The 24,323-nt window shown below is 63.3% G+C and carries 22 protein-coding genes; 12 read left to right on the top strand and 10 right to left on the bottom strand.

The window, feature by feature from the left end; all coding sequences use genetic code 11:
* The first annotated feature begins 157 nt into the window (after positions 1–157).
* Both mutM and mutY read left to right on the top strand, forming a co-directional pair.
* Positions 158–979, top strand: coding sequence for a bifunctional DNA-formamidopyrimidine glycosylase/DNA-(apurinic or apyrimidinic site) lyase (mutM, locus tag ACP92_RS19495; RefSeq protein WP_013235848.1), 822 nt, complete (start codon positions 158–160; stop codon positions 977–979).
* Entirely contained in the window at positions 976–2,112 is a 1,137-nt protein-coding gene (mutY, locus tag ACP92_RS19490) for an A/G-specific adenine glycosylase (RefSeq protein ID WP_013235847.1), read from the top strand. Before mutM ends, mutY begins: the two co-directional genes overlap by 4 nt.
* Here the strand turns inward: mutY and rapZ are convergent.
* From rapZ to ilvA, 6 genes are all read right to left on the bottom strand, one after another.
* Positions 2,065–2,967, bottom strand: coding sequence for an RNase adapter RapZ (rapZ, locus tag ACP92_RS19485; RefSeq protein ID WP_013235846.1), 903 nt, complete (start codon positions 2,965–2,967; stop codon positions 2,065–2,067). The genes mutY and rapZ overlap by 48 nt on opposite strands.
* 77 nt (positions 2,968–3,044) lie before the next feature.
* Positions 3,045–3,983, bottom strand: a complete 939-nt coding sequence (gene hprK / locus ACP92_RS19480; protein ID WP_013235845.1) for an HPr(Ser) kinase/phosphatase — start codon at positions 3,981–3,983, stop codon at positions 3,045–3,047.
* Between the two features lie 46 nt (positions 3,984–4,029).
* Entirely contained in the window at positions 4,030–4,503 is a 474-nt protein-coding gene (locus ACP92_RS19475) for a PTS sugar transporter subunit IIA (RefSeq protein ID WP_013235844.1), read from the bottom strand.
* A gap of 288 nt (positions 4,504–4,791) precedes the next feature.
* Positions 4,792–5,406 (bottom strand): hypothetical protein, encoded by a 615-nt coding sequence (locus ACP92_RS19470; protein ID WP_041312235.1) that lies wholly within the window; start codon positions 5,404–5,406, stop codon positions 4,792–4,794.
* 334 nt (positions 5,407–5,740) lie between these two features.
* On the bottom strand, positions 5,741–6,616 hold the full coding sequence (gene queF, locus ACP92_RS19465) for an NADPH-dependent 7-cyano-7-deazaguanine reductase QueF (protein ID WP_013235842.1): 876 nt from the start codon (positions 6,614–6,616) through the stop codon (positions 5,741–5,743).
* An 83-nt stretch (positions 6,617–6,699) separates the two neighbouring features.
* Positions 6,700–8,235: a threonine ammonia-lyase, biosynthetic gene (gene ilvA / locus ACP92_RS19460; RefSeq protein WP_257785549.1), complete on the bottom strand. Its 1,536-nt coding sequence runs from the start codon at positions 8,233–8,235 to the stop codon at positions 6,700–6,702.
* Positions 8,236–8,572: 337 nt separating this feature from the next.
* Here ilvA and ACP92_RS19455 point away from each other — a divergent pair, with 337 nt between their 5' ends.
* Positions 8,573–9,064, top strand: coding sequence for a YqaA family protein (locus tag ACP92_RS19455; protein ID WP_013235840.1), 492 nt, complete (start codon positions 8,573–8,575; stop codon positions 9,062–9,064).
* 69 nt (positions 9,065–9,133) lie between these two features.
* On the opposite strand, the gene ACP92_RS24915 is transcribed toward ACP92_RS19455, so the two are convergent.
* The gene (locus ACP92_RS24915; RefSeq protein ID WP_167578396.1) at positions 9,134–9,271 is read right to left on the bottom strand and encodes a hypothetical protein; all 138 of its coding nucleotides are present in this window, start codon (positions 9,269–9,271) and stop codon (positions 9,134–9,136) included.
* A 378-nt stretch (positions 9,272–9,649) separates the two neighbouring features.
* Here ACP92_RS24915 and ACP92_RS19450 point away from each other — a divergent pair, with 378 nt between their 5' ends.
* The 8 genes from ACP92_RS19450 to ACP92_RS19415 all read left to right on the top strand — a co-directional run bounded on the left by ACP92_RS19450 (position 9,650) and on the right by ACP92_RS19415 (position 20,464).
* Positions 9,650–13,651, top strand: a complete 4,002-nt coding sequence (locus ACP92_RS19450) for a DUF3683 domain-containing protein (protein ID WP_013235839.1) — start codon at positions 9,650–9,652, stop codon at positions 13,649–13,651.
* Positions 13,652–13,654: 3 nt separating this feature from the next.
* The gene (locus tag ACP92_RS19445) at positions 13,655–14,107 is read left to right on the top strand and encodes an HIT family protein (RefSeq protein ID WP_013235838.1); all 453 of its coding nucleotides are present in this window, start codon (positions 13,655–13,657) and stop codon (positions 14,105–14,107) included.
* 77 nt (positions 14,108–14,184) lie between these two features.
* Positions 14,185–14,607, top strand: a complete 423-nt coding sequence (locus ACP92_RS19440) for a gamma-butyrobetaine hydroxylase family protein (protein ID WP_013235837.1) — start codon at positions 14,185–14,187, stop codon at positions 14,605–14,607.
* A gap of 84 nt (positions 14,608–14,691) precedes the next feature.
* Positions 14,692–15,426, top strand: a complete 735-nt coding sequence (ubiE, locus tag ACP92_RS19435) for a bifunctional demethylmenaquinone methyltransferase/2-methoxy-6-polyprenyl-1,4-benzoquinol methylase UbiE (RefSeq protein WP_013235836.1) — start codon at positions 14,692–14,694, stop codon at positions 15,424–15,426.
* Between the two features lie 128 nt (positions 15,427–15,554).
* Positions 15,555–16,508 carry a Tim44 domain-containing protein gene (locus ACP92_RS19430; RefSeq protein WP_048348622.1) on the top strand — a complete coding sequence of 318 codons (954 nt, stop codon included), beginning with the start codon at positions 15,555–15,557 and terminating at the stop codon, positions 16,506–16,508.
* Between the two features lie 195 nt (positions 16,509–16,703).
* Positions 16,704–17,312, top strand: a complete 609-nt coding sequence (locus ACP92_RS19425) for a ubiquinone biosynthesis accessory factor UbiJ (protein WP_013235834.1) — start codon at positions 16,704–16,706, stop codon at positions 17,310–17,312.
* Positions 17,312–18,886, top strand: a complete 1,575-nt coding sequence (gene ubiB / locus ACP92_RS19420) for a ubiquinone biosynthesis regulatory protein kinase UbiB (RefSeq protein WP_013235833.1) — start codon at positions 17,312–17,314, stop codon at positions 18,884–18,886. Before ACP92_RS19425 ends, ubiB begins: the two co-directional genes overlap by 1 nt.
* An 81-nt stretch (positions 18,887–18,967) precedes the next feature.
* Positions 18,968–20,464 carry an MFS transporter gene (locus ACP92_RS19415; RefSeq protein WP_013235832.1) on the top strand — a complete coding sequence of 499 codons (1,497 nt, stop codon included), beginning with the start codon at positions 18,968–18,970 and terminating at the stop codon, positions 20,462–20,464.
* A gap of 7 nt (positions 20,465–20,471) precedes the next feature.
* Here ACP92_RS19415 and ACP92_RS19410 read toward each other — a convergent pair whose 3' ends face one another.
* A complete protein-coding gene (locus tag ACP92_RS19410) occupies positions 20,472–21,398 on the bottom strand; it encodes a LysR family transcriptional regulator (RefSeq protein WP_013235831.1) in 927 nt (308 codons plus the stop codon).
* 164 nt (positions 21,399–21,562) lie between these two features.
* Between ACP92_RS19410 and ACP92_RS19405 the strand changes: the two genes are divergently transcribed.
* Positions 21,563–22,336 (top strand): 3-oxoacyl-ACP reductase family protein, encoded by a 774-nt coding sequence (locus ACP92_RS19405; RefSeq protein ID WP_013235830.1) that lies wholly within the window; start codon positions 21,563–21,565, stop codon positions 22,334–22,336.
* Positions 22,337–22,420: 84 nt separating this feature from the next.
* On the opposite strand, the gene trpC is transcribed toward ACP92_RS19405, so the two are convergent.
* Complete coding sequence (gene trpC / locus ACP92_RS19400) at positions 22,421–23,221, bottom strand: indole-3-glycerol phosphate synthase TrpC (protein ID WP_013235829.1); 801 nt, start codon at positions 23,219–23,221, stop codon at positions 22,421–22,423.
* 43 nt (positions 23,222–23,264) lie between these two features.
* Complete coding sequence (gene trpD, locus ACP92_RS19395) at positions 23,265–24,302, bottom strand: anthranilate phosphoribosyltransferase (RefSeq protein ID WP_013235828.1); 1,038 nt, start codon at positions 24,300–24,302, stop codon at positions 23,265–23,267.
* Positions 24,303–24,323 lie beyond the last annotated feature (21 nt).

Raw genomic sequence — 24,323 nt, 5'->3', positions numbered from 1 at the left:
AACAACTGCGGCTATGCTGACAGCGCAGTGTAATCCATCTTTGACAAGCCGCCTTGTGCAGCTTGCAATGTCTGCACCAAGGTCTTGTTTTCGGCATCTGCATTATCATATGGGCCTTCCCGGCAATGCTTGCCAGTTGTCCCGTCAAAACAGCCAGATGCCAGAATTACCAGAAGTCGAAGTTACCCGCCGCGGTGTTGCACCTCACCTGGAGGGGCGTACCGTCAGCGGCGTCGTCATGCGCCATAGCGGCCTGCGCTGGCCCTTTCCGGTCGGCCTGGAGGCCTTGCTGCGCGGGCGCGTCATCCGCAGCACCGGTCGGCGCGGCAAGTACCTGCTGATCCATTTCGACCATGGCACGCTCATCGTGCACCTGGGCATGTCGGGCCACCTGCGCATCCTGCCGCCGGGCATCGCCCCGCAGAAGCACGATCACTTCGATCTCGAAGTCGGCGGACAGGTCATGCGCATGACCGACCCGCGCCGCTTTGGGGCCATCCTCTGGCACGACCTGGCCGACGGCGCGGTGGAAGAGCATCTGCTGCTGCGCAGCCTGGGGCTGGAGCCGCTGGAAGAAAAATTCACTGCCCGCGAGCTGTTCAGGCAGACCCGGGGCCGCAGCGCTCCCATCAAGCAAGTATTGCTGGCCGGCGACATCGTGGTGGGCGTGGGCAACATCTATGCCTCGGAAAGCCTCTTCAAGGCGCGCATCCATCCCAAGACGGCGGCCGGCAAGATCAGCCTGCCGCGCTATGAACGCCTGGCCCAAGCCATCCGCGAGACCCTGGCCGCCGCCATCGAGCAGGGCGGCAGCAGCTTGCGCGACTTCATTGCCGTCAATGGCCAGTCGGGGTATTTCCAGCAGAATTACTTCGTCTACAACCGTACCGGCGAAGCTTGCCGCATCTGCGCCACCCCGATCCGACAGATCAAGCAGGGGCAGCGTTCCACTTTTTATTGCGTGAGCTGCCAGAAATGAAGGGTGTCGTCGAATCACGGCGCAAGGCGCCAGCCTCGGCCGAGGCCGGGCAGTACGAAGATCCATCCTTCTCGGCGGCGGTCATCGCCTGGCAGAAGCAGCATGGCCGCCACAAGCTGCCCTGGCAGAACACCCGCGACGCCTATCGCGTCTGGCTCTCCGAGATCATGCTGCAGCAGACCCAGGTGGCCGCGGTCATTCCCTATTACCAGCGTTTCCTGGAACGCTGCCCGGATGTATTCGCCCTGGCCGCCGCGCCCAGCGAGGATGTCATGGCCTTGTGGAGCGGGCTGGGCTATTACACCCGGGCGCGCAACCTGCACAAGTGCGCCCAGCGCGTGGTGGAGCAATATGGTGGGCGTTTTCCGGATGATCCCGACCTGCTGGCCGACCTGCCCGGCATCGGCCGTTCCACGGCGGCGGCCATTGCGGCGTTTTCCTATGGGCGGCGCGCCGCCATCCTGGACGGCAACGTCAAGCGCGTCTTTGCGCGGGTGTTCGGCATTGATGGTTATCCGGGCGCCAAGCCCATTGAAGACAAGCTCTGGCTGCGGGCCGTGGCCTTGCTGCCCGACCAGGATATCGAATCCTATACGCAAGGCCTGATGGACCTGGGCGCAACCCTGTGCGTGCGCGGCAAGCCGGCCTGCGAGCGCTGTCCGCTGGCCGGGCGCTGCGTGGCGCTGGCGCAGGACCGCGTGGCCGAACTGCCGGTCAGCAAGCCCAAGAAGGCGGTCCCGGAAAGAGAGACGGTGATGCTGGTCATCACCCATGGCGAGGATGTCTTGCTGGAGCAGCGTCCTGACAGTGGCATCTGGGGCGGGCTGTTGTCGCTGCCCGAGATCGCCGTGGGTGGTGCGGCGCAGTTCGATACTGCCGTGCGCACGCTGGTGGCCCCCTACGGCGAGCTGCAGGGTTGCCGCAAGCTGCAACCGTTCTCGCACGTCTTCACCCACTTCAAGCTGCATGTGGCGCCGTTCCAGGTCGCCATGCAGAGCCGCAGCCAGCGCATCGCCGAGGGCGCACTGGTCTGGTATCCGGTGGCGCGGCTGGGCGAGGCGCCCCTGCCGGCCCCGGTCAAGAAACTACTGCTGGGGGCTTTGCGCAGCGACGACCTGCTGGCGACGGTCTAGCTGGCGGTGGCGGCACACCACCTGTTCGGTGGCGCGGAAATGGCTGGCCAGGCGCTCGGCCAGGTAGACCGAACGGTGCTGGCCGCCGGTGCAGCCGATGGCCACGGTCAGGTAGCTGCGGTTGTCGCCCTTGAAGGACGGCAGCCACTTTTCCACGAAGCGACGGATATCGTTGAACATCTCCGCCACCTCGGCATCGGCATCGAGGAAATCGATGACCGGCTGGTCGCGTCCGGTCAAGGGGCGTAGCGCCAGGTCATAGTGCGGATTGGGCAGCATGCGCACGTCGAAGACCAGGTCGGCATCCAGTGGAAGGCCGTGCTTGAAGGCGAAGGATTCGATGAGCAGCGTCAGCGGCGAGCGCTCCAGGTCCACCAGGTCCTTGATCCAGCCGCGCAGCTTGTTGGAACTCAACTGCGAGGTATCCATCACCAGCCCGATCTCCTGCATGTCGGCCAGCATTTCCTTCTCGAGTTCGATGCATTCGGACAGCGTCAGGCGGTCGCTGGGATTGCCGCCCGGCAGCAGGCGGTGTGACAGCGGGTGGCTGCGACGGGTCTCGGAAAAGCGGGTGATCAGGGTTTCGCTGGAGGCGGTCAGGAAGAAGACCTTGACGTCGTGGCCGTCGGCGCGCAACTGGTCGATGTCGTGGCGCAGGGTGGCCAGGGAATCGGCGCTGCGCGCATCGGTGGCCACGGCCAGCCTGCTGGCGCCTTCCTGGATGCGGGTCTGCACCAGGTCGCACAGCAGGGACGGTGGCAGGTTGTCGACGCAGAAATAGCCGGCGTCTTCGAGCACATGCAGTGCTACCGATTTGCCGGAGCCGGAGATGCCGGTGATCAGAACGATTCGCATGCCGACAATAATAACGCATTGCGCAAGCTGCTCGCAGAGCGCGCATCCATTCCCGGCGGACGGGATATCGAGGGCGCTTATTCGCCGTTCATGGCGCGCCGCTGGCGCTCGATGAATTCCTTGAGGGTATCGATGCCGCGCAGTTGCAGGATGGTGTTGCGCACGGCGGCTTCCAGCAGCACCGCGATGTTGCGGCCCGCCGCCACGGGGATGACCACCTTGCGGATGGGCAGGCCCAGCACTTCTTCATATTGCGCATCCAGCGGCAGGCGTTCGTAGTTCTCTTCCAGGGTGCTGCGGCGGACCAGGTGGACGATCAGCTTGAGGCGCATCTTGCGGCGCACGGCGGTCTCGCCGAAGATGGCCTTGATGTCCAGCAGACCCAGGCCGCGCACTTCCAGCAGGTTGGCCAGCAGCGGCGGGCAGCGGCCCTCGATCATGTTGGGAGCGATGCGGGCGAATTCGACCGCATCATCGGCCACCAGGCCGTGACTGCGCGAGATCAGTTCCAGGCCCAGTTCGCTCTTGCCCAGGCCGGATTCGCCGGTGATCAGCACACCCACTCCCAGCACATCCATGAACACCCCGTGCATGGTGATCTGCTGCGCCAGTTTCTTGGACAGGTACACGCGCAGGTAGTCGATCACCTGCGCTGCCGGCAGCGGCGTGGAAAACAGCGGGATGTTCTTTTCGTCGCAGACCGCCAGGATATCGGGCGGAGTGGACAAGCCCTGGGCGATGATGAAGGCTGGCGGCTCGCCGGTCACCAGTTCGGCGGTCTGGTAGGCGCGCGAGGTGTTGGAGAGCCGGTCGTAGTATTCGATTTCCTGATGGCCGAAGACCTGGATGCGGCCAGGGTGGATCAGGTTCAGGTGGCCGACCTGGTCCGAGGCCGAGACGGCGTCGCCGGAGATGAGGCGCTCACCGCCGGGGAAGCCGGCGAACCATCCCAGTTGCAGGGATTCGCGGTTTTCTTCGTAGAGCTGCTGGATCGACAACGCGGAATAGGTGGGCATGGAGCTCCGGTCTGACTGGCGTGGCGGTGAAGGGAAGAGGGCGGCCTCAGCCGGCCTTTTCCATCGAAGTCTGCCAGGTCACGATGCGGGCGTGGACCACGGCAGGATCGGGTTCATGGGTGAGTTCATTGCGGAAGGCGTCGTCGGAGAACATCTCGGCGATTTCCGACAGGATTTCCAGGTGCTGCTGCGTCACATGGTCGGGAATGAGCAGGAACACCAGCAGCTTGACCGGCTGGCCATCGGGCGACTCGAAGGGAATCGGCGCGGCCAGCCGCATGAACAGCGCCAGCGGCGCCTTCAATCCCTTGATGCGTCCGTGCGGCACGGCCACGCCATGCCCAAGCCCGGTGGAGCCAAGGCGCTCGCGAGCAAACAGGTTTTCGGAAACGGTGGAGCGGGCGATGCCGCTGTTGTTTTCGAAGGTCAGGCCGGCTTGTTCGAAAGCTCTTTTTTTGCTGGAGACTTCCAGATCCAGAACAACGTTTTCTGGAGACAGGATTTTTGCAAGATTAGTCATGACGCTCAAGGAATTGCTACAGGCTGAAGCTTTGAGCTGGATTATAGGCCTGTTTGGGAGGCAGGTAACGCTTTGAAAGCGCCGAACAGGAGGTGAATTCGGGCCGAATGAAGGGAATTGCCGCAAGATGCGCCATCTGCGGCGATGATGCGCGGAAACTTGTTGCCAATCAAGTCAGTTTCCGGTGTTTTTTGAGGATTTTTCTAGAAAAACTTCGAGAGCCCAGTGTATGCAAGCGGACACACGGGCGGCGGCACAGCGGGGTGACCCCCGCCATGCCCGCTGATATTACATTTCGATGCGGCCGAAGATCAGCAGCACGTCGCCGTTGTTCTTGTTGGCCGACAGGCGCGGCACGTAGGCGAACATGATCTTGCCTTTCTTGGTGCCGATGGAAGCCAGCGGCAGCGGCACCGGGAAGGGGACGCTGTGGAAGTAATCCTGGCGGCTCATCAACATGGCCGTGCCGCCCAGCCCGACTTCCAGACCGGTCTTGGCGATCGGGAAGACCCATTCATAGGCGTAGCCGGCCATGTACTGCGGGTGGCGATGCGAATCCTTGAGCACGAAACCGTACAAGGATTCATCGTCGCCCTTTTCATTGCGCAGGGTCTTGCCGTAGCCCAGGCCCCAGGCATGTTCGTTGAGCTCGTTGAGCTTTTCCTTGGTGTAGGTGCCGCGACCGTGGTGGGCGACGCCGGACAGATAGAGCTCGCTTTCGCCCTGGTTCCAGATGTTGGCGGCGTGGTCCTTGGTCTGCTGCCACAGGCTGTACTGGTTGTCTTCGGCGTGCGCGACGGGAGCCAATGCAATGGCGGCGGTGGCGACCATCGCCAGGCGGCGCCAGGCGCGCAGTGGCGAAGCAGGGGTCGGGGTGCGCGGATGCGAGGAGGTGGTGGTTATCATATTTATTGTCAACTACAGGCTAAAGCCCCACGGCTGCGCTAAAGCGGAGCAGGAGCGTGGCGATGGGCAGGATTGCTAAAAAAACGATGGTGGGACATCGCACGGCCAGGCAAACTCATGCATGGGCCATGCAGGATTGACAGGGATTGTGCCAAAAGTTTCCCGTTATCCTTCATATTGCAGAAGGGCAAGATGTTACCAAATATGCGGCACGGCGGCAGTCCGCCAAAGGTGACAAACGTGCTTTTGCAAGATTTGCTAACAATTTTGTGACGGTGTGCGGCCCTCAACGAGGCCGCGCACCGGCAACGGGCTACTTACTGACCAGGGTTTATTGGCGCGCGTTGCGCAACTGCGAAGGCGGCTTGGCGCTGGAGAAATTGCTGCGCCAGGGATTGATGTCCAGCCCGCCGCGCCGGGTGTAGCGGGCATATACCGCCAGCTTCTGCGGTTTGCAGTAGCGCAGGATGTCGGTGAAGATGCGTTCCACGCATTGTTCGTGGAACTCGTTGTGCTCGCGAAATCCGATGATGTACTTCAGCAGCCGCTCCTGGTCGATGGGCGCGCCCACGTACTGGATCTGTACGCTGCCCCAGTCAGGCTGGCTGGTCACCGGGCAGTTGGACTTGAGCAGGTGCGACACCAGGGTTTCCTCCACGGTGGCTTCCTCGGTATTGGCGCGCAGCTGGCTGCCGTCCGGATGAGCGCCGCTGGCGGCGGCTTCGATCTCCACATCCAGCCGGTCCAGCAGCAGGCCGGAGAGTTCACCGAACTGCAACTGGCCGAACTGCGCCGGTTCGGTCAGCGCCACCTGCACCTGGGCGCCGGCGGCGGCGGAGAGGTCGGTGCGCATCTTGTCGATCAACTGGTCGGCGCTTTCCAGGCGCTCCTGGTTGAAGGAATTCAGATACAGCTTGAAGGACTTCGATTCGATGATATTCGGTGAATCGGCCGGCACCATGAAGGTGGCGATGGCGATCTGTGGCTTGCCGCGCAGGTTCAGCCAGGAAATCTCGTAGGCCGTCCAGAGATCCACGCCGAAGAAGGGCAGGGTGCCGCTGATCTGCAATTCGGCGCGCTTGGGTGCGCGCGGAATCGGAAACAGCAGGCTGGGGTCGTAATGGGTCGGATATTGCGAACTCTTGCCCAGCGGCGAGCTCTCTGGCGAATGGCTGGCGGGGGATGCGGACGGGTTGGTGTGGTCCATGTGGATACTCCTGCGGTGCTGCTGATGACGTTCAGTGATGCTGCCGCGGCGCGCCGCCACTGGGGTGGCGCGCCGCGTCGGTCTTAGCCGAGGAACAGCTTGTACAGCGGGTTCTTGCTTTCGTCCCAGTGACGATAGCCCAGTTGTGCCAGGAAGGCGCGGAACTCCTTCATTTCCTTCTTCGGCACCTGCAGGCCGATCAGGATGCGGCCCACGTCCCCCCCCTGGTTGCGGTAGTGGAACAGGCTGATGTTCCAGCCCGGGTTCATGCTGGAGAGGAACTTCATCAGCGCACCCGGACGCTCCGGGAATTCGAAGCGATACAGCAACTCGTCGCCGGTCAGGTCACTCTTGCCGCCGACCAGGTGGCGGATGTGGACCTTGGCCAGTTCGTCATGGGTCAGGTCGAGCACGCCAAAGCCGGCCTTCTCGAAGTTGCGAGCGATCTTGCCGGCCTCGTCGGCTGCCGACACCTGGATGCCGACGAACACGTGCGCCGCCTTGGCATCGCTGATGCGGTAGTTGAATTCGGTGACGTTGCGCGGCCCCACGGTTTCGCAGAAACGGCGGAAGCTGCCGCGTTCTTCCGGAATGGTGACCGCGAAGACCGCTTCGCGCGCCTCGCCCGCATCGGCCATCTCGGCCACGAAGCGCAGGCGGTCGAAGTTCATGTTGGCGCCGCAGGCAATGGTGATGAGCGATTCACCCTTGATCGGCTTCTTGCTTGCCTTGGCGCGTTCCACGTAAGCCTTGGCGCCAGCTACCGCCAAGGCGCCGGCAGGCTCCACGATGCTGCGGGTATCCTGGAAGATGTCCTTGATGGCGGTGCAGACGGCGTCGGTGTCGACGATGATGACTTCGTCCACCAGTTCCTTGGCGATGCGGAAGGTTTCTTCACCGACCAGCTTGACCGCCGTGCCGTCCGAGAACAGGCCCACGTCCGGCAGCGCCACGCGGCGCCCGGCTTTGAGGCTGCGCGCCATGGCGTCCGAATCGGTGGTCTGCACGCCGATGATCTTGATGTCCGGGCGCACTGCCTTGACGTAGGAAGCTACCCCGGCAATCAGGCCGCCGCCGCCGATGGCCACGAAGATGGCGTGGATAGGGTCCGGATGCTGGCGCAGGATTTCCATGCCCACCGTGCCCTGGCCGGCGATCACGTAGGGGTCGTCGAAAGGATGGACGAAGGTCAGCTTCTGCTTCTTTTCCAGCGTCAGCGCGTGTTCGTAGGCATCGGTGAAGGAGTCGCCGAAGAGCACCACCTCGCCGCCGCGGGCCTTGACGGCGTCGATCTTGACCTGCGGGGTGGTGGTGGGCATGACGATGACCGCCCGGCAGCCCAGGCGCGCGGCCGACAGCGCCACACCCTGGGCGTGGTTGCCGGCGGAGGCGCAGATGACGCCGCGCTTGAGTTGCGCCGGCGTCAGGTGGGCCATCTTGTTGTAGGCGCCGCGCAGCTTGAAGCTGAACACGCTCTGCATGTCTTCACGCTTGAAGTAAATTCGATTATCAATCCTTTGCGACAGCGTATTCGCCAGTTCCAGCGGGGTTTCTTGGGCGACGTCGTAGACGCGGGCGGTCAGGATCTTTTTCAGATAATCGTTACTCATGTTGGTCATCAGTGAAGTGAAGTCAGGCGAGCAGCAGCGGGTTCAGGCGCGGTCATATCGCAATCAGGTAAAGGGAAAAAAGGCTGGGTAAGCCGCTTGGGATTCCTGCTGGGCCGGGTCGGGTGATAGCCGATCGGGGCCAGGGGAACTGGACATTATAAAGGAGCCGGGGGCGGCGTCGGCAAGCGGACGTGGCGGGCGGGGGAGAGTGAACCTTCCTTCGCTTCTTGAATTCAGGCCCGGCGGCACCAGCTAGAATGCACGCTGTGCCATTCTTCAGACAAAGTGTGAGGGATGGCGACTCGCCTGGCTGCGGCCAGCCCCTTCAATCCATCTTCCCGCCTGCATGATCGAATCCGCCGTCCTCTGGCTGCTCAACATCCTCGCCATTCCCACGGTGGGCCTGACCTCCGTCTTCCTGATCAGCTTCGTCTCGGCGACCTTGCTGCCGCTGGGCTCGGAGCCGGCCGTCTTCGCCGTCATCAAGGCCAGCCCGGACATGTTCTGGCCGGTGATCCTCATCGCCACGCTGGGCAACACCCTGGGCGGCATCGTCGATTACTGGATGGGCTATGGGGCCAAGCAGGCCTTCGCCAAGGAGCGCTCCACACGCTGGTTCCACTGGCTGGAACGCTTCGGCGCCAAGACCATGCTGCTGGCCTGGCTGCCCGGCATAGGCGACCCCATCTGTACCTTGGCAGGCTGGCTGCGCCTGCCGTTCTGGCCCTCGGTGGTGTATATGGCCATCGGCAAGTTCATCCGCTACGTGCTGATGACCTGGCTGCTGCTGAATGTGCCGGATGGCTTCTGGCACCGTGTGGGTGACTGGCTGGCGTAGATGTCGGCCAGCAGAATGCAGGACGGCGTCGCCAGGGCGCCGTCGTCGTCTGCAGGGCCGGCGTGGCAATCAGCCAGCCAGGGTCGGGGCCAGGCTTTCGACCAGGCGGATGGCCAGGAAGGTGGCCGTCACGCCCAGTACGGCGAAGTGGCGGGTCTTCAGTGTCATGGCCAGGCCGGTGTCTTCATTGAGGATGGCGGTGTGCATGGTGAGCTCCTTGGTATGTGGATCCGGCCTGCTTCAGGCCTTGCATTGGGCATAGTCGGCCAGGGTGATGGCCAGGTTTTCCAGGAATTCGGTCATCAGGGTCTGCAACATGGGATCCTCCTCGTGGGAATGGGTTCAGGGCATTCCCCTGATGTCTGGATGAATTATAGATTTTTGCAATCAATTATAAGAAATTGATTGTATTTATAAATTCAATTGGCAGAGCCTATCGCCGCGCTAGTCGCTGCAAACGTCGCCGATCAGCCTCACAAGGCCCCGCTAAGCTCATGCAAGCCCGTCCAAAACGGGCGCAGGCCATCGCGAGTTTTGCCAATAGGCTAAAATGCACCTCCGGCAGCAGATTTACCTCATACATCGATGAACGCCCCCGCACAGATCCAGGCCTTGCTTACAGACGCGCCGCATGGCGCCACGCCCCCGCGCTTGCGCGAAATCCCGTACAACTACACTTCCTTCTCCGATCGCGAGATCGTGATCCGGTTGTTGGGCGAAGAGTCCTGGTCCCTGCTGGACGAGCTGCGCGGCAAGCGTCAGACGGGGCGTTCGGCGCGCATGCTGTATGAAGTCCTGGGTGACATCTGGGTGGTGCGCCGTAATCCCTATCTGCAGGATGACCTGCTGGACAACCCCAAGCGCCGCGCCGCGCTGATCGAAGCACTGAACCATCGCCTGGGCGAAGTCGACAAGCGCCGCCTGGCCACCGACCAGGCCGAGGCCGGCGACGCCGAGGCCCAGCGCCGCAGCGCCAGCGTGGAAGCCTTGCTGAAGGCGGCCAAGAAGGCCATTGCCGACTTCGCCGAAGAATTCCGCCAGACCTATGATTTGCGCAAGCGTGCCACCAAGGTGTTGGGCCGCTTTACCGCCAAGGACAACATCAAGTTCGATGGCCTGTCGCGTGTTTCGCACGTGACCGACGCCACCGACTGGCGCGTCGAGTACCCCTTCGTGGTGCTCACCCCCGACACCGAGGACGAGATGGCCGGCCTGGTCAAGGCCTGTATCGAACTGGGGCTGACCATCATCCCGCGCGGCGGCGGCACCGGTTATACCGGCGGCGCCATTCCGCTCACGCCCATGTCGGCCGTCATCAACACCGAAAAGCTGGAGCAACTGGGCGCGGTCGAGATGGAAATCCTGCCCGGCCTGGACAAGCCCTACGCCACCATCTACTCGGGCGCGGGCGTGGTCACCAAGCGCGTCTCGGATGCGGCGGAAAAGGCCGGTTTCGTCTTCGCGGTGGACCCGACTTCGGCCGAAGCCTCCTGCATCGGCGGCAACGTCGCCATGAACGCCGGCGGCAAGAAGGCCGTGCTGTGGGGTACCGCCCTGGACAACCTGGCCAGCTGGCGCATGGTCGATCCTCAGGGTGACTGGCTGGAAGTGACCCGCCTGGACCACAACCTGGGCAAGATCCACGACGTGGAAGTGGCGCGCTTCAAGCTGGAGTGGTCGCACCCCGGCGAAAAGGGCCAGAAGACCGAAGTCTTCAAGACCGAGATCCTGGAAATCTCCGGCAAGAAATTCCGCAAGGAAGGCCTGGGCAAGGACGTCACCGACAAGTTCCTCTCCGGTCTGCCCGGCGTGCAGAAGGAAGGCTGCGACGGCCTGATCACCTCGGCCCGCTGGATTCTGCACAAGATGCCCAAGCAGACCCGCACGGTCTGCCTGGAGTTCTTCGGCCAGGCGCGCGATGCGATTCCCTCGATCGTGGAAATCAAGGATTACCTGGACGCAGAGACCAAGAAGGGCGGCGCCATCCTGGCCGGCCTGGAACACCTGGACGAGCGCTACCTGCGCGCGGTCGGCTATGCCACCAAGTCCAAGCGCGGTGTACTGCCCAAGATGGTGCTGATCGGCGACATCGTCGGTGACGACGAGAACGCCGTGGCGGCCGCCGCCTCGGAAGTGATCCGCATGGCCAACAACCGCGTGGGCGAGGGCTTCGTGGCCGTGAGCCCGGAAGCGCGCAAGAAATTCTGGCTGGACCGCTCGCGTACCGCCGCCATTGCCAAGCACACCAACGCCTTCAAGATCAACGAAGACGTGGTGATCCCGCTCAATCGCATGGGCGAATACACCGACGGCATCGAGCGCATCAACATCGAGCTGTCGATCAAGAACAAGCTGCAACTGCTGGCCGAACTGGACAGCTTCTTCGTCAAGGGCAACCTGCCGCTGGGCAAGAGCGACGACGCCGAGGGTGACGACATCCCCGCCGCCGAGATGCTGGAAGACCGCGTCCACCAGGCCGAAAGCCTGCTGGAGCAGACCCATGCGCGCTGGTCCTACCTGCTGGCCAACCTGGACAAGCCGCTGGGTGAAGCCAAGGGCGAACTGGCCGCACTGGGCCTGGAAAAGATGCTGCCGGTATTCGAGCAGCGTCTGGTCGACCAGCCCGAAGCCGCCGTCTTCCACGTGGTGCAGGACCGCACCGTGCGTATCTCCTGGAAGCAGGAAGTGCGCGCGCAATTGCGCCAGATCTTCTCGGGCGCGGCCTTCAAGCTGATCCTGGAAGAATGCCAGGCCATCCACAAGCGCGTGCTGCGTGGCCGCGTCTTCGTGGCGCTGCACATGCACGCCGGTGACGGCAACGTCCACACCAACATCCCGGTCAATTCCGACCATTACGAAATGCTGCAGGATGCCCACGTCGCCGTGGCGCGCATCATGAAGCTGGCCCGCTCGCTCAATGGCGTGATCTCGGGCGAGCACGGCATCGGCATCACCAAGCTGGAATTCCTGACCGAAGACGAGATCGGCGAATTCCGCGAATACAAGAAGCGCGTAGACCCCGAAGGCCGCTTCAACAAGGGCAAGCTGCTGAACCTGCCCGGCATGGAAGCGGATCTGTCCAATGCCTACACGCCGTCCTTCGGCCTGATGGGCCACGAATCGCTGATCATGCAGCAGAGCGACATCGGCGCGATTGCCAGCAGCGTCAAGGATTGCCTGCGCTGCGGCAAGTGCAAGCCGGTCTGCTCGACCCACGTGCCGCGCGCCAACCTGCTCTACTCGCCGCGCAACAAGATCCTGGCGACTTCGCTGCTGGTGGAAGCCTTCCTCTACGAAGAGCAGACCCGCCGCGGCGTTTCCATCAAGCATTGGGAAGAGTTCGAGGATGTGGCCGACCACTGCACGGTCTGCCACAAGTGCGTCACGCCTTGCCCGGTCGATATCGACTTCGGCGATGTCTCGATGAACATGCGCAATCTCTTGCGCAAGATGGGCAAGAAGTCCTTCAATGCCGGCACCAATGCGGCCATGTTCTTCCTCAACGCCACCGATCCGGCCACCATCAACGCCACCCGCAAGGTGATGACGCAGTGGGGTTTCAAGGCGCAGCGCCTGGGCAACGATCTGATGAAGAAGTTTGCCAAGAAGCAGACCCAGAAACCGCCCGCCACCGTCGGCAAGCCGCCGGTGAAGGAGCAGGTGATCCACTTCATCAACAAGAAGATGCCGGGCAACCTGCCCAAGAAGACCGCGCGCGCCTTGCTGGATATCGAGGACGACAAGATCGTCCCCATCATCCGCAATCCCAAGACCACCACGGCCGATACGGAAGCGGTGTTCTACTTCCCGGGCTGCGGTTCGGAGCGCCTGTTCTCGCAAGTCGGTCTGGCCACGCAAGCCATGCTGTGGAATGTCGGCGTACAGACCGTGCTGCCGCCGGGCTACCTGTGCTGCGGCTATCCGCAACGCGGGACCGGCGACTTCGAAAAGGGCGAGAAGATCATCACCGACAACCGCGTGCTGTTCCATCGCATGGCCAATACGCTGAACTACCTCGACATCAAAACCGTGGTGGTGTCCTGCGGTACCTGCTACGACCAGTTGCAGGGTTATGAATTCGAGAAGATCTTCCCCGGCTGCCGCATCATCGACATCCACGAATATCTGCTGGAGAAGGGCGTCAAGCTCGAAGGCGTGACCGGTACCCGCTACATGTACCACGATCCCTGCCACAGCCCCATGAAGCAGCAGGACCCGCTGAAGACCGTCAACTCGCTCATCACCACGATAGATGCGCAGAAGATCGAGAAGAACGATCGCTGCTGCGGCGAGTCGGGCACCTTCGGCGTGTCGCGTCCGGATGTCTCGACCCAGGTGCGCTTCCGCAAGGAAGAGGAAATGCGTAAGGGCAGCGACAAGGTGCGCGCCGACGGCTTCACCGGCGACGTCAAGATCCTGACCTCCTGCCCGTCCTGCTTCCAGGGCCTGTCGCGCTACAACGAGGATGCCGGCACCACGGCCGACTACATCGTGGTCGAGATGGCGCGTCACCTGCTGGGCGAGAACTGGATGCCGGAATACGTCGAGCGCGCCAACAATGGCGGCATCGAACGCATCCTGGTGTAAGCCATGAGCGCATCTGTGGTTCCCGCCTGCGAGCTGTGCGCCGGAGACGGCGGCGAAGTGCTGTGGCAGCACCCGGTTTTCCGGGTGGTGCTGGTGGACGAAGCCGATTACCCGGGCTTTTGCCGCGTGATCTGCCATGAGCACGTCAAGGAAATGACCGACCTCGCCCCGGCGCAGCGCACCTTGATGGCCAATGCGGTGTGGGCGGTGGAAGCTGCCCTGCGCGAAGTCATGCAGCCCGAGAAGGTCAACCTGGCTACGCTGGGCAATATGACGCCGCACGTGCACTGGCATGTGATCCCGCGCTTCACCGACGACCGTCATTTCCCCAGCCCGGTGTGGGCTGAGCCACGCCGGCCCGCTGACGCCGCCAGCATTGCAGCACGTCGCGCACGGCTGCCGCAGCTGCGCGAGGCGGTGCGCCGGCAGCTCGATGCGGCGGGTTTGACGGCCTGATCTGCACCTGCAGTCCCGGTCTGGAATGACCTGGCCGGGCTTGCGTTTCCTCTCACGAATTTCACAAGGGAGAGCCCATGAGCGCCCCGTCTTCTCCGGTTCCCGTTTCCTTCAAGGTGCGCAAGCTCTCGCGCGTGGTCGAAGTCGAGTTCGATGATGGCGTGATGTATGCGCTGCCTTTCGAGCTCATGCGGGTCTATTCGCCCTCGGCTGAAGTGCGCGGCCACGGTCCCGGTCAGGAAGTACTGCAGACCGGCAAGCGCGAGGTGGAGATCCACGGCATCGAACCGGTCGGCAACTACGGCGTCAAACCGCTGTTCTCGGATGGCCACGCCAGCGGCATCTTCACCTGGGATTACCTCTACCAGCTCGGTCGCGACCAGGCCGCGCTGTGGGAAGCCTATCTGCAGAAACTGGAAGCCGCCGGTTTCACGCGGGACAGCGGGCGGGATCATCAGCCCGAGGCGGGCGGCGGCCACGGTTGCGGTCATGCGCACTGAGTCTCAAGCCCTGCTGCTGATCCAGGGCAAGCTCTGCGCTGGCCCGTCTCTTATAATGTCGTCTTCATTGTTACAGGCCTAGCCATGACCAACACCACCCATTTCGGTTACGAGACCGTCAAAGAAGAAGAGAAGGTCCGCAAGGTCGCGGAAGTGTTCCATTCCGTCGCCGCCAAGTACGACGTGATGAACGACTTCATGTCGGCGGGCCTGCATCGTCTCTGGAAAGCCTTCACCATCGCCCAGGCCGGCATCCGTCCTGGCTTCAAGGTGCTCGACATTGCCGGCGGCACGGGCGACCTGTCCAAGGCCTTTGCCAAGCAGGCCGGCCCCAGCGGTGAGGTCTGGCATACCGACATCAATGAATCCATGCTGCGCGTGGGTCGCGACCGTCTGCTCAACCAGGGCATCGTCACCCCCACCATGCTGTGCGACGCCGAGAAGCTGCCCTTCCGGGACAACTACTTCGACCGCGTCTCGGTGGCCTTCGGCCTGCGCAACATGACCCACAAGGATGCCGCCCTGGCCGAGATGCGCCGCGTGCTCAAACCCGGCGGCAAGCTGCTGGTGCTGGAATTCTCCAAGGTCTGGGAGCCGCTGAAGAAACCCTATGACGTCTATTCCTTCTCGGTCCTGCCATGGCTGGGCAAGAAGGTGGCCAACGACGCCGACAGCTATCGCTACCTGGCCGAATCGATCCGCATGCACCCCGACCAGGAAACCCTGAAGCAGATGATGGAACAGGTGGGCCTGGAGCGCGTGCAATACTTCAACCTGACTGCCGGTGTGGCCGCGCTGCATACGGGCATTAAGATGTAAGAAATGCTGGGCGCAGCGGCATTAAGACTGGCTTAATTCTGCCCGGCGACAATGACCGCTCCGAATCGACGGGCTTGCTTTTTCCTTGGTCGCCCGCCATCTCGGCATCATCCACAAGAGGCAAGCCCATGAAAAAACTCCTGCTCGCACTGCTGCTGTCGATCACCTCGCTGTCCCTGATCATGTCGCCCGCCGAGGCCAAGCGCCTGGGCGGTGGCGGCTCCTTCGGCAAGCAATCGTCCAATTACTCGCGCCAGGCGGCACCGTCCTCGCCATCCTACAGCCAGCCTTCGGCCACCCCGTACCGTCCCTCGACGCCGGCCGCCACGCCGCAAAGCGCACCCATGCCCAAGCCAGCCAGCCCCTGGCGCAATGTGCTGGGCGGCGCCTTGCTGGGCTTTGGCCTGGGCGCGCTGATGTCGCACTTCGGCATTGGCGGCGCCATGGGCGGCCTGCTGGGGTCGCTGCTGACCATCGCACTGCTGTGCGCGGCGGTGATCTTCCTGATCCGCATGTTTGCCCGCGGCCGTGAGGCGCAGAACAATAATCCGGCCTATGCCACGCCCATGCCGGGTGTGAGCCCCATCGGCAGCGCTGCCGGCGCGACCCCCGAGATCGGTTCCGGACTGCGCGACATCAACCCGCCGCCGGCCCTGCAAGGCAATGCGTATGGCGCTGCGGCCCAGCCGGCGCAGATCCAGCAATGGGGCATTCCGGAAGGGTTTGATACGGCCGGCTTCGTGCGCAATGCCAAGACCTATTTCATCCGCCTGCAGGCGGCGTGGGATCGCGCCGATGTCAACGACATCCGCGAATTCACCACCCCCGAGATGTTTGCCGAGCTGCGCATGCAATTGACCGAACGGGGCGCGGCCCCCAACGCCACCGATGTGGTCCAGCTGGATGCGCAATTGCTAGGCATCGAGACCATGGCCTTCGATTACCTGGCCACGGTGCGCTTCCAGGGACTGATCAAGGAAGCCCCGGATGTCTCGGCCGAGCCCTTCGCCGAAATCTGGAACCTGTCCAAGCCGCTCAACGGCAGCGGCGGCTGGGTGCTGGCCGGCATCCAGCAGGTGTAGCCGTTAGCTGATAGCGGTGCCGGATCAAGGAACCCGCCTGGTGCGAACCTTGCCTGCCCGCCAAGCTGTTACACTTGAAACCGCCCGGCTTTTGCGGGCGGTTTTGTTTTTGCGGCGCTGATTGCCTGGCTGACCGCGTTTTGACTTTGTCTTTGTCCTTGTTATTGAACCTGGCCTAACCCGCCTTTGGAATCCATGTCCGTGCTGCCTGATCCCGCCACGTTGGCCCTCGACCCGATGAAACCCGCCGCAGCGGCGATCAACCATCTGCTGGCGCAGGAGCCGTGGGCGCGCAACACGCTCATCGCCCATGCCGGCAAGGTGGCCTGCATCGATACCGGCGTCATGCAACTGCGCCTGAAAGTGGCCGGCGATGGCTACCTGCAGGATGTGCCCGCCGATGCGCCGGCCAATGTCACTATCCGTATCAAGCTTTCCGACCTGCCGCTGATTGCCGCCAACCGCGAGCGTGCCGTGTCCTACGTCAAGCTGGAAGGCGATGCCGATTTCGCCAATGCGATCTCGCAACTGAGCCAGACGCTGCGCTGGGATGCCGAGGATGACCTGTCCCGCGTGGTCGGCGATGTCGCCGCCACCCGCATCGTCTCCGGCGCACGCGGCCTGTTCGAGGCGGCCCGCAGCACCGGCCGCAAGCTCACCGACAACCTTGCCGAGTATTTCCTGGAAGAACAACCGATGCTGATCCGCCCCCGCCAGTTGCAGGACTTTTCCGCCGACGTCGTGCGCCTGCGCGATGATCTGGAACGCCTGTCCAAGCGCATCGAGAAGCTGGAGCGTCGCTGATGCTGCTGCGTTCCATGCGTCTGCTCAAGATCGTCCGCGTGGCCATTCTCTATGGCCTGGATGAAATCATCGCCTCTGAATTCGCGCCGCCGCGCATTGCCCGCATCATCAACCGCATCTTCTTCTGGCGCGACCTGTCCGCGCCGCGCGGTGAGCGCTTGCGTCGTGCGCTGGAAGACCTCGGTCCCATCTTCATCAAGTTCGGCCAGGTACTCTCGACCCGGCGCGACCTGATGCCGCCGGACATCGCCAACGAGCTGACCTTGCTGCAGGATCGCGTGCCGCCCTTCGATTCCGAACTGGCGGTCAAGCAGATCGAGAAATCGCTGGGCGCGCATCCCGACCTGCTCTTCGCCACCTTCGAGCGCACTCCGGTGGCCTCGGCCTCGATTGCCCAGGTCCACTTCGCCACCCTGAAGGATGGCAAGGAAGTCGCCGTCAAGGTGCTGCGCCCGGGTATGCGCGACATCATCGACCACGATATCGGCCTCATGCACGTCGCCGCCGACTGGCTGGAACGGCTGTGGGCCGATGGCCGCCGCCTGAAGGCCAAGGAAGTCGTGGGCGAGTTCGACAAATATCTGCACGACGAGCTCGACCTGATGCGCGAAGCCGCCAACGCCAGCCAGTTGCGCCGCAACTTCGCCGAGTCCACGCTCTTGATGGTGCCGGAGATGTACTGGGACTATTGCTCGCCCTCGGTGATCGTGATGGAGCGCATGCATGGCATTCCCATCTCTCAGACCGAGCGCCTGCGCGCCGAGGGTGTGGACCTGTCCAAGCTCTCGCGCGATGGCGTGGAGATCTTCTTCACCCAGGTGTTCCGTGACGGCTTCTTCCATGCCGACATGCACCCCGGCAACATCCTGGTGTCAGTGGCGCCGGAGAGCTTTGGCCGCTATATCGCGCTGGACTTCGGCATCGTCGGCACGCTCAACGATTTCGACAAGGATTACCTGTCGCAGAATTTCCTGGCCTTCTTCCGCCGCGACTACAAGCGCGTGGCCGAGGCCCACATCGAATCCGGCTGGGCGCCCAAGGATACCCGCGTCGATGAACTGGAAGCGGCGGTGCGCGCCTGCTGCGAACCGATCTTCGATCGGCCGCTGAAGGACATTTCCTTCGGCCAGGTGCTGCTGCGCCTGTTCCAGACCTCGCGCCGCTTCAATGTGGAAGTGCAGCCGCAGCTGGTGCTGTTGCAGAAGACCTTGCTCAACGTCGAAGGCCTGGGCCGTCAGCTCGATCCCGACCTCGACCTGTGGAAGACCGCCAAGCCCTATCTGGAGCGCTGGATGAGCGAGCAGATCGGCTGGCGCGGTTTCGTCGAACAGCTGAAGGTGGAAGTGCCGCGTTACAGCCGCCTGCTGCCCGAGCTGCCGCGCCTGGCGCATCAGGCGCTGACGCGCTACACCGAAGGCGACAGCCAGCCGCAGAACACCGAGCTGATCCGCAAGCTGCTGGCCGAGCAGCGGCGCACCAACATGTTCCTGGGTGTGATCGTCTATTTCGGCGGCGGGCTCATCGGCGGCGTCATCGTGATCCAGCTGCTGATGCACTTCCTGAAGTTCTATTGATATTAATATTTATATTAATATTTTTATTGATATAAATAATTTAGGGAATATAGATCATTCTCCTGATGCAAGCGCCGGCACATGCCGGCGTTTCGCATGGAGCATCCAGAAAGCAGAGGCGAAAACAACGTGGCAACCAACGACAATAGCCTGACCGACGCACGCGTGCGCATGTTGCCCTACATCGTGGCGGCGACCTTCTTCATGGAATATCTGGACACCACCATCATCGCCACGGCCCTGCCGCAGATGGCGCAGTCATTCGGTGTCGGACCCAACGAACTGAGCCTGGGCATGACCGCCTACATGCTCACGCTGGCGGTCTTCATCCCCATCAGTGGGTGGGTGGCGGACCGCTTCGGTTCGCGCACGGTGTTCGGCATGGCCATTGCCATCTTCACGCTGGCGTCCATCCTGTGCGGTTTTTCGCAGAACGTCTGGGAGTTCACCGCCGCCCGTGTGCTGCAAGGGCTGGGCGGGGCAATGATGGTGCCGGTCGGGCGCATGATCGTGGTGCGCAGCACCGGCAAGGACAGGCTGATGAAAGCCATCGCCACCATCACCTGGCCGGCCATCGTGGCGCCGGTGGTGGGGCCGTCCATCGGCGGTTTTATCACCACCTATGCTTCGTGGCACTGGATCTTCCTGATGAACGTGCCATTTGGTCTTGCTGCCTTCACTGCGGTGATGATGGTGGTGCGCAATGAACATGGCGTGAGCAAGCGACCGCTGGACCTGGTCGGCTTCCTGCTCTCGGGCGCGGCGCTGACCTCGCTCTTGTATGGCACCGAAATCGCCAGCCACATGGAATCCAACATCAAGGTGGCGCTCGGCTTCGTGGCGCTGGGCGTGGTGTTGGGGTATGGCGCTTGGCGTCACATGCAGCGCATCGAACATCCGCTGCTGGATTTTTCCAACTTGCGCATTCCGACCTATTCGGTGACGGTGCTGACCGGTTCGCTCACGCGTATCGGGGTGGATGCCGTGCCTTACCTGATGCCGCTGATGTTCCAGATCGGTTTCGGGCTCACCGCCTTCCAGTCGGGCTTGCTGTTGCTGGCGACCGCGCTGGGCAACCTCGGCATGAAGGCCTTCACCACGCGCATCCTGCAGCGCTTCGGTTTTCGCAGCGTGGCGGTCAACAATGCCGCCATCGCGGGTGGCCTCATCATCGCTTGCGGCCTGTTGACGCCCGCCACACCGTTGCCGGTGATCCTGGGCGTGATCTTCTGTTACGGCTTGTCACGCTCGATGCAGTTCTCGACCTTGGCCACGCTGGCCTATGCGGATATCAGTGATGCCCGCAAGTCTTCGGCCAGCACGCTCTGGAGCGTGGCGCAGCAGATGACCATCGGCATGGGCATCGCCTTCGGCGCGCTGGCCTTGCGCATTGCTGCGGCCCTGCGTGGCGAGGCGATCGACGCCAGCGGTGCGCATTTCACCCTGGGCGATTTCCAGTGGGCCTTTGCCATGGCCGGTGTGGTGACCCTGATCTCGGTGATCGGTTATCGCGGCCTGGCGCGCGACGCCGGCAGCAACATCGGCGGCGGCATGCGGGCCGCGCCGGGCAAGCGCTGAACAGGCCCTAGCGCTGTGCGGAAAAGCGCTCGGCCAGGCGCTCGCGGCGGAAGTGCTCCACCACGAAGTCGACGAAGACGCGGGTCTTGGCCGGCAGTAGCCTGGCTGCCGTGAAGTAGAGCGAGAGCATGCCGGTGTCGACATACCAGTCCGGCAGCACCCGCACCAGCGTGCCGCCTTCCAGATACGGCAGCGCGTGCGGCATCGCGACCAGGGTGATGCCCAAGCCCGCCTCGGCCACCTCGCAGGCGGCATTGGCGTCGCTCATCGTCATGCGTTGCTGCAGCGTGACCGGGGCCTGCTGGCCGCTGCGGTCGCGCAGCGAGAAGGGCCGCACGCGGCCGGTCTGCGGCGAGCGGATCAGGATGCCGGCATGCTCGGCCAGATCGGCCGGCGAGTGCAGCGGTGGGTGCGCATCCAGGTAAGCGGGCGACGCCAGCAAGACCCGGTGCGCCGGCGCCAGCTCACGCGCCACCACGCCGGGTGAGAGCTCGGTGCCGCCGGCGATGGCGGCGTCGAAGCCTTCGCTGATGAGATCGACCGGGCGGTTCTCGAAATGCCAGTCCGGCTGGATGCCCGGATATCTCCCCAGGAATTCCCCCAGCAAGGGCACGATGTATTGCCGCCCGAACCCCGTCCCCATGCTGACCTTGAGCGTGCCAGCCGGCTGCCCGCCCGCGCTGGCCAGGTTGGCCACGGCGCTGCGGATGGCTTGCAGGCCGCCGCCCACTTCCTGCAGGAAGCGTTCGCCCGCCTCGGTCAGCGAGAGCTTGCGGGTGCTGCGATGAAACAGCCGCACACCCAGCGAACTCTCCAGCCGCGCCACATTCTTGCCCACCGCCGCCGAGGTCAGGCCAAGCTGGCGCGCCGCCGCCGAAAAGCTGCCGGCGTGGGCCGCAGCGACGAAGCATTCGATGCTGGTCATGGTTTCCATCGCTCGATTCTAAACCAATGGTTTAAAAAGAAGATAGGGATTGCCGGCTAGTCAGCACATAATCCAGCGCCGATACTTGCTTCAACCCGGACGCACACAGCCGCCCGCAGCACACCCAGGCGCAGGCCGACGGGGCCAATCCATCACCTTCAAGGAGCAAGATCATGAGCAAGCAAGACCAACAAGCCGCCGTTTCCACCTCCACCCTGGTTTCCAAGGTTGCCTTCGTGCAAGGCGGTTCGCGCGGCATCGGCGCGGCCATCGTACAGCGCCTGGCCGCCGAGGGCGCGACCGTTGCCTTCACCTATGTCAGTTCGCCGGACAAGGCGCAGGCGCTGGTCTCCAGCGTGCAAGCCAAGGGAGGCCGCGCCCTGGCGATCCAGGCCGACAGCGCGGATGCTGCCGCCCTGCAACAAGCCATCCGCCTGGCCGCCGAGACCTTTGGTCGCCTCGATATCCTGGTCAACAATGCCGGCGTGCTGGCCATGGGCCCGCTGGACCAATTCAAGCTGGAAGACCTGGACCGTACCCTGGCCGTGAATGTGCGCAGCGTCTTCGTCGCGACCCAGGAGGCCGCGCGCTACATGGGCGAGGGCGGTCGCGTCATCAGCATCGGCAGCACCAATGCCGACCGCATTCCCTTTGCCGGCGGTGCCGTGTATGCCATGAGCAAGTCGGCGCTGGTCGGCTTGACCAAGGGTCTGGCCCGCGACCTCGGTCCGCGTGGCATCACCGTCAACAACGTCCAGCCCGGTCCGGTCGATACCGACATGAACCCGGCCAGCGGTGACTTCGCGGCCTCCCTGACGGGTTTGATGGCGCTGCCGCGCTATGGCAAGGCCGAAGAAATCGCCAGCTTCGTGGCTTATCTGGCAGGTCCGGAATCGGGTTACATCACCGGTGCCAACCTGATGATCGATGGCGGTTTCTCGGCTTGATCGCTGCTCAGGTCGTCACTCTCGGGACGTAAAAAAACCTCGCTCCGGTTTGCACCGGGCGAGGTTTGTTCGTGCGTGCGGCAATCAGGCGAACAGGCGCGCCAGCTCTACGCCCGGCTCCGGCGCACGCATGAAGGCTTCGCCAACCAGGAAGGCATGCACGTCGGCATCGCGCATGCGCTTGACGTCGTCCGGCGTGGCGATGGCCGATTCGGTGACCACCAGCTTTTCCGGGGGGATGCGCGGCAGCAGGTTCAGCGTGGTGTCGAGTGTGGTCTCGAAGGTGCGCAGGTTGCGGTTGTTGATACCCAACAGGCGGGTCTTGAGCTTGAGGGCTGCGTCCAGTTCAGCCTGGTCATGCACTTCCACCAGCACGCTCATGCCCAGCTCGTGGGCGCAGGCTTCCAGGTCGGCCATGAGGCCATGGTCCAGCGCGGCCACGATCAGCAGGATGGCGTCCGCGCCCCAGGAGCGCGCCTGATAGATCTGGTAATGATCCATCATGAAATCCTTGCGCAGCACCGGCAGGGCGCAGGCGGCCCGTGCCTGCTTGAGGTAGTCCGGCGAGCCCTGGAAGAACTGTTCATCGGTGAGCACCGACAGGCAGGCCGCGCCATGTTCGGCATAGCTCACGGCGATCTCGGCGGGCTTGAAGTCGGGACGGATCACGCCCTTGGAGGGCGAGGCCTTCTTGACTTCGGCAATCACGCCGGCCTGGCCGTTGGCGATCTTGCCGCGCAGGCTCTCTTCGAAGTTGCGCAGTTCGGAACGCAGCTCGCTGTCGGTTTCGACATCGCGGCGCAGGCTGGCGAGGTCGCGCTCTTTCTTGGCGATGCGCACTTCCTCGGCCTTAACGTCGAGGATCTTGTTGAGGATGTCGGACATGGGGCTCCTGTCAGGTATCGAATATCGAGTGTCGGATGTCGGCTCAGTGCTTGCCACCGAGCTGGCGGGTCACCTGGACGAACTGGTCCAGCTTGGCGCGGGCCGCGCCGGAGGCGATGGTGGCGCGCGCCGTCTGCAGGCCTTCGGCAATCGAGGGCGCAACACCGGCCGCATACAGAGCGGTGGCGGCATTGATGACTACGATGTCGTGTACCGGACCGGGTTCCCCGCGCAGGGCTTCGAAGATCTTTTCCTTCGATTCGGCCGCATTGCTGACCTGCAAGTTGCGGCTGGCAAACATGGACAGGCCGAAGTCTTCCGGATGGATCTCGTACTCGCGGATCTCGCCATTGATGAGCTCGCCCACCATGGTGGCGCCGCCCAGCGTGACTTCATCCAGGTTGTCGCGGCCCCAGACCACGATGGCGTGTTGCGCGCCCAGGCGTTGCAGCACGCGCACCTGGATGCCGACCAGGTCGGGGTGGAACACGCCCATGAGGATGTTGGGCGCCCCCGCCGGATTGGTCAGCGGACCGAGGATGTTGAAGATGGTGCGTACGCCCAGCTCCTTGCGCACCGGCGCGGCGTGCTTCATGGCGGCGTGGTGGTTGGGGGCGAACATGAAGCCGATGCCGGTCTGGGCGATCGATTGCGCCACTTGCTCGGGTTGCAGGTTGATGTCCGCACCGAGTGCCTCGAGCACGTCGGCGCTGCCGGACGAGGACGACACGCTGCGCCCGCCATGCTTGGCCACGCGCGCACCGGCCGCCGCGGCCACGAACATGGAAGCGGTGGAGATGTTGAAGGTGTGTGCGCCATCGCCACCGGTGCCGACGATGTCGAGCAGGCGCGAGGTGTCGGCCATCGGCACCTTGGTCGCGAATTCGCGCATGACCTGGGCGGCGGCGGCGATCTCGCCGATGCTTTCCTTCTTCACGCGCAGGCCCATGGTGAGGGCAGCGATCATGACCGGCGACATCTCGCCGCTCATGATCTGGCGGAACAGCGTCAGCATTTCATCGTGGAAGATCTCGCGGTGTTCGATACAGCGCAGCAGCGCTTCTTGGGGAGTGATGGGCATGTCTTGTCTCTTGTGATGTGA

This window comes from Herbaspirillum seropedicae, assembly GCF_001040945.1.
In the GTDB taxonomy this organism is placed as follows: Bacteria; Pseudomonadota; Gammaproteobacteria; order Burkholderiales; family Burkholderiaceae_D; genus Herbaspirillum; species Herbaspirillum seropedicae.
The sequence above is the reverse complement of the archived record's forward strand: the minus strand, read 5'-3'. Positions and strand labels throughout refer to the sequence as shown.

What these genes read in the sequence shown, in the direction of transcription:
- ACP92_RS19430 (WP_048348622.1), top strand. Translation starts at nt 15,555, where the DNA reads ATGAAAAAACTCCTGCTCGCACTGCTGCTGTCGATCACCTCGCTGTCC.
- ACP92_RS19425 (WP_013235834.1), top strand. Translation starts at nt 16,704, where the DNA reads ATGTCCGTGCTGCCTGATCCCGCCACGTTGGCCCTCGACCCGATGAAA.
- ubiE (WP_013235836.1), top strand. Translation starts at nt 14,692, where the DNA reads ATGACCAACACCACCCATTTCGGTTACGAGACCGTCAAAGAAGAAGAG.
- ACP92_RS19450 (WP_013235839.1), top strand. Translation starts at nt 9,650, where the DNA reads ATGAACGCCCCCGCACAGATCCAGGCCTTGCTTACAGACGCGCCGCAT.
- ACP92_RS19410 (WP_013235831.1), bottom strand. Translation starts at nt 21,398, where the DNA reads ATGGAAACCATGACCAGCATCGAATGCTTCGTCGCTGCGGCCCACGCC.
- ACP92_RS19440 (WP_013235837.1), top strand. Translation starts at nt 14,185, where the DNA reads ATGAGCGCCCCGTCTTCTCCGGTTCCCGTTTCCTTCAAGGTGCGCAAG.
- ilvA (WP_257785549.1), bottom strand. Translation starts at nt 8,235, where the DNA reads ATGACCAACATGAGTAACGATTATCTGAAAAAGATCCTGACCGCCCGC.
- mutM (WP_013235848.1), top strand. Translation starts at nt 158, where the DNA reads ATGCCAGAATTACCAGAAGTCGAAGTTACCCGCCGCGGTGTTGCACCT.
- rapZ (WP_013235846.1), bottom strand. Translation starts at nt 2,967, where the DNA reads ATGCGAATCGTTCTGATCACCGGCATCTCCGGCTCCGGCAAATCGGTA.
- ACP92_RS19445 (WP_013235838.1), top strand. Translation starts at nt 13,655, where the DNA reads ATGAGCGCATCTGTGGTTCCCGCCTGCGAGCTGTGCGCCGGAGACGGC.
- ACP92_RS24915 (WP_167578396.1), bottom strand. Translation starts at nt 9,271, where the DNA reads ATGCACACCGCCATCCTCAATGAAGACACCGGCCTGGCCATGACACTG.
- trpD (WP_013235828.1), bottom strand. Translation starts at nt 24,302, where the DNA reads ATGCCCATCACTCCCCAAGAAGCGCTGCTGCGCTGTATCGAACACCGC.
- ACP92_RS19475 (WP_013235844.1), bottom strand. Translation starts at nt 4,503, where the DNA reads ATGACTAATCTTGCAAAAATCCTGTCTCCAGAAAACGTTGTTCTGGAT.
- trpC (WP_013235829.1), bottom strand. Translation starts at nt 23,221, where the DNA reads ATGTCCGACATCCTCAACAAGATCCTCGACGTTAAGGCCGAGGAAGTG.
- ACP92_RS19455 (WP_013235840.1), top strand. Translation starts at nt 8,573, where the DNA reads ATGATCGAATCCGCCGTCCTCTGGCTGCTCAACATCCTCGCCATTCCC.
- ACP92_RS19415 (WP_013235832.1), top strand. Translation starts at nt 18,968, where the DNA reads ATGCCGGCGTTTCGCATGGAGCATCCAGAAAGCAGAGGCGAAAACAAC.
- mutY (WP_013235847.1), top strand. Translation starts at nt 976, where the DNA reads ATGAAGGGTGTCGTCGAATCACGGCGCAAGGCGCCAGCCTCGGCCGAG.
- hprK (WP_013235845.1), bottom strand. Translation starts at nt 3,983, where the DNA reads ATGCCCACCTATTCCGCGTTGTCGATCCAGCAGCTCTACGAAGAAAAC.
- ubiB (WP_013235833.1), top strand. Translation starts at nt 17,312, where the DNA reads ATGCTGCTGCGTTCCATGCGTCTGCTCAAGATCGTCCGCGTGGCCATT.
- ACP92_RS19405 (WP_013235830.1), top strand. Translation starts at nt 21,563, where the DNA reads ATGAGCAAGCAAGACCAACAAGCCGCCGTTTCCACCTCCACCCTGGTT.
- queF (WP_013235842.1), bottom strand. Translation starts at nt 6,616, where the DNA reads ATGGACCACACCAACCCGTCCGCATCCCCCGCCAGCCATTCGCCAGAG.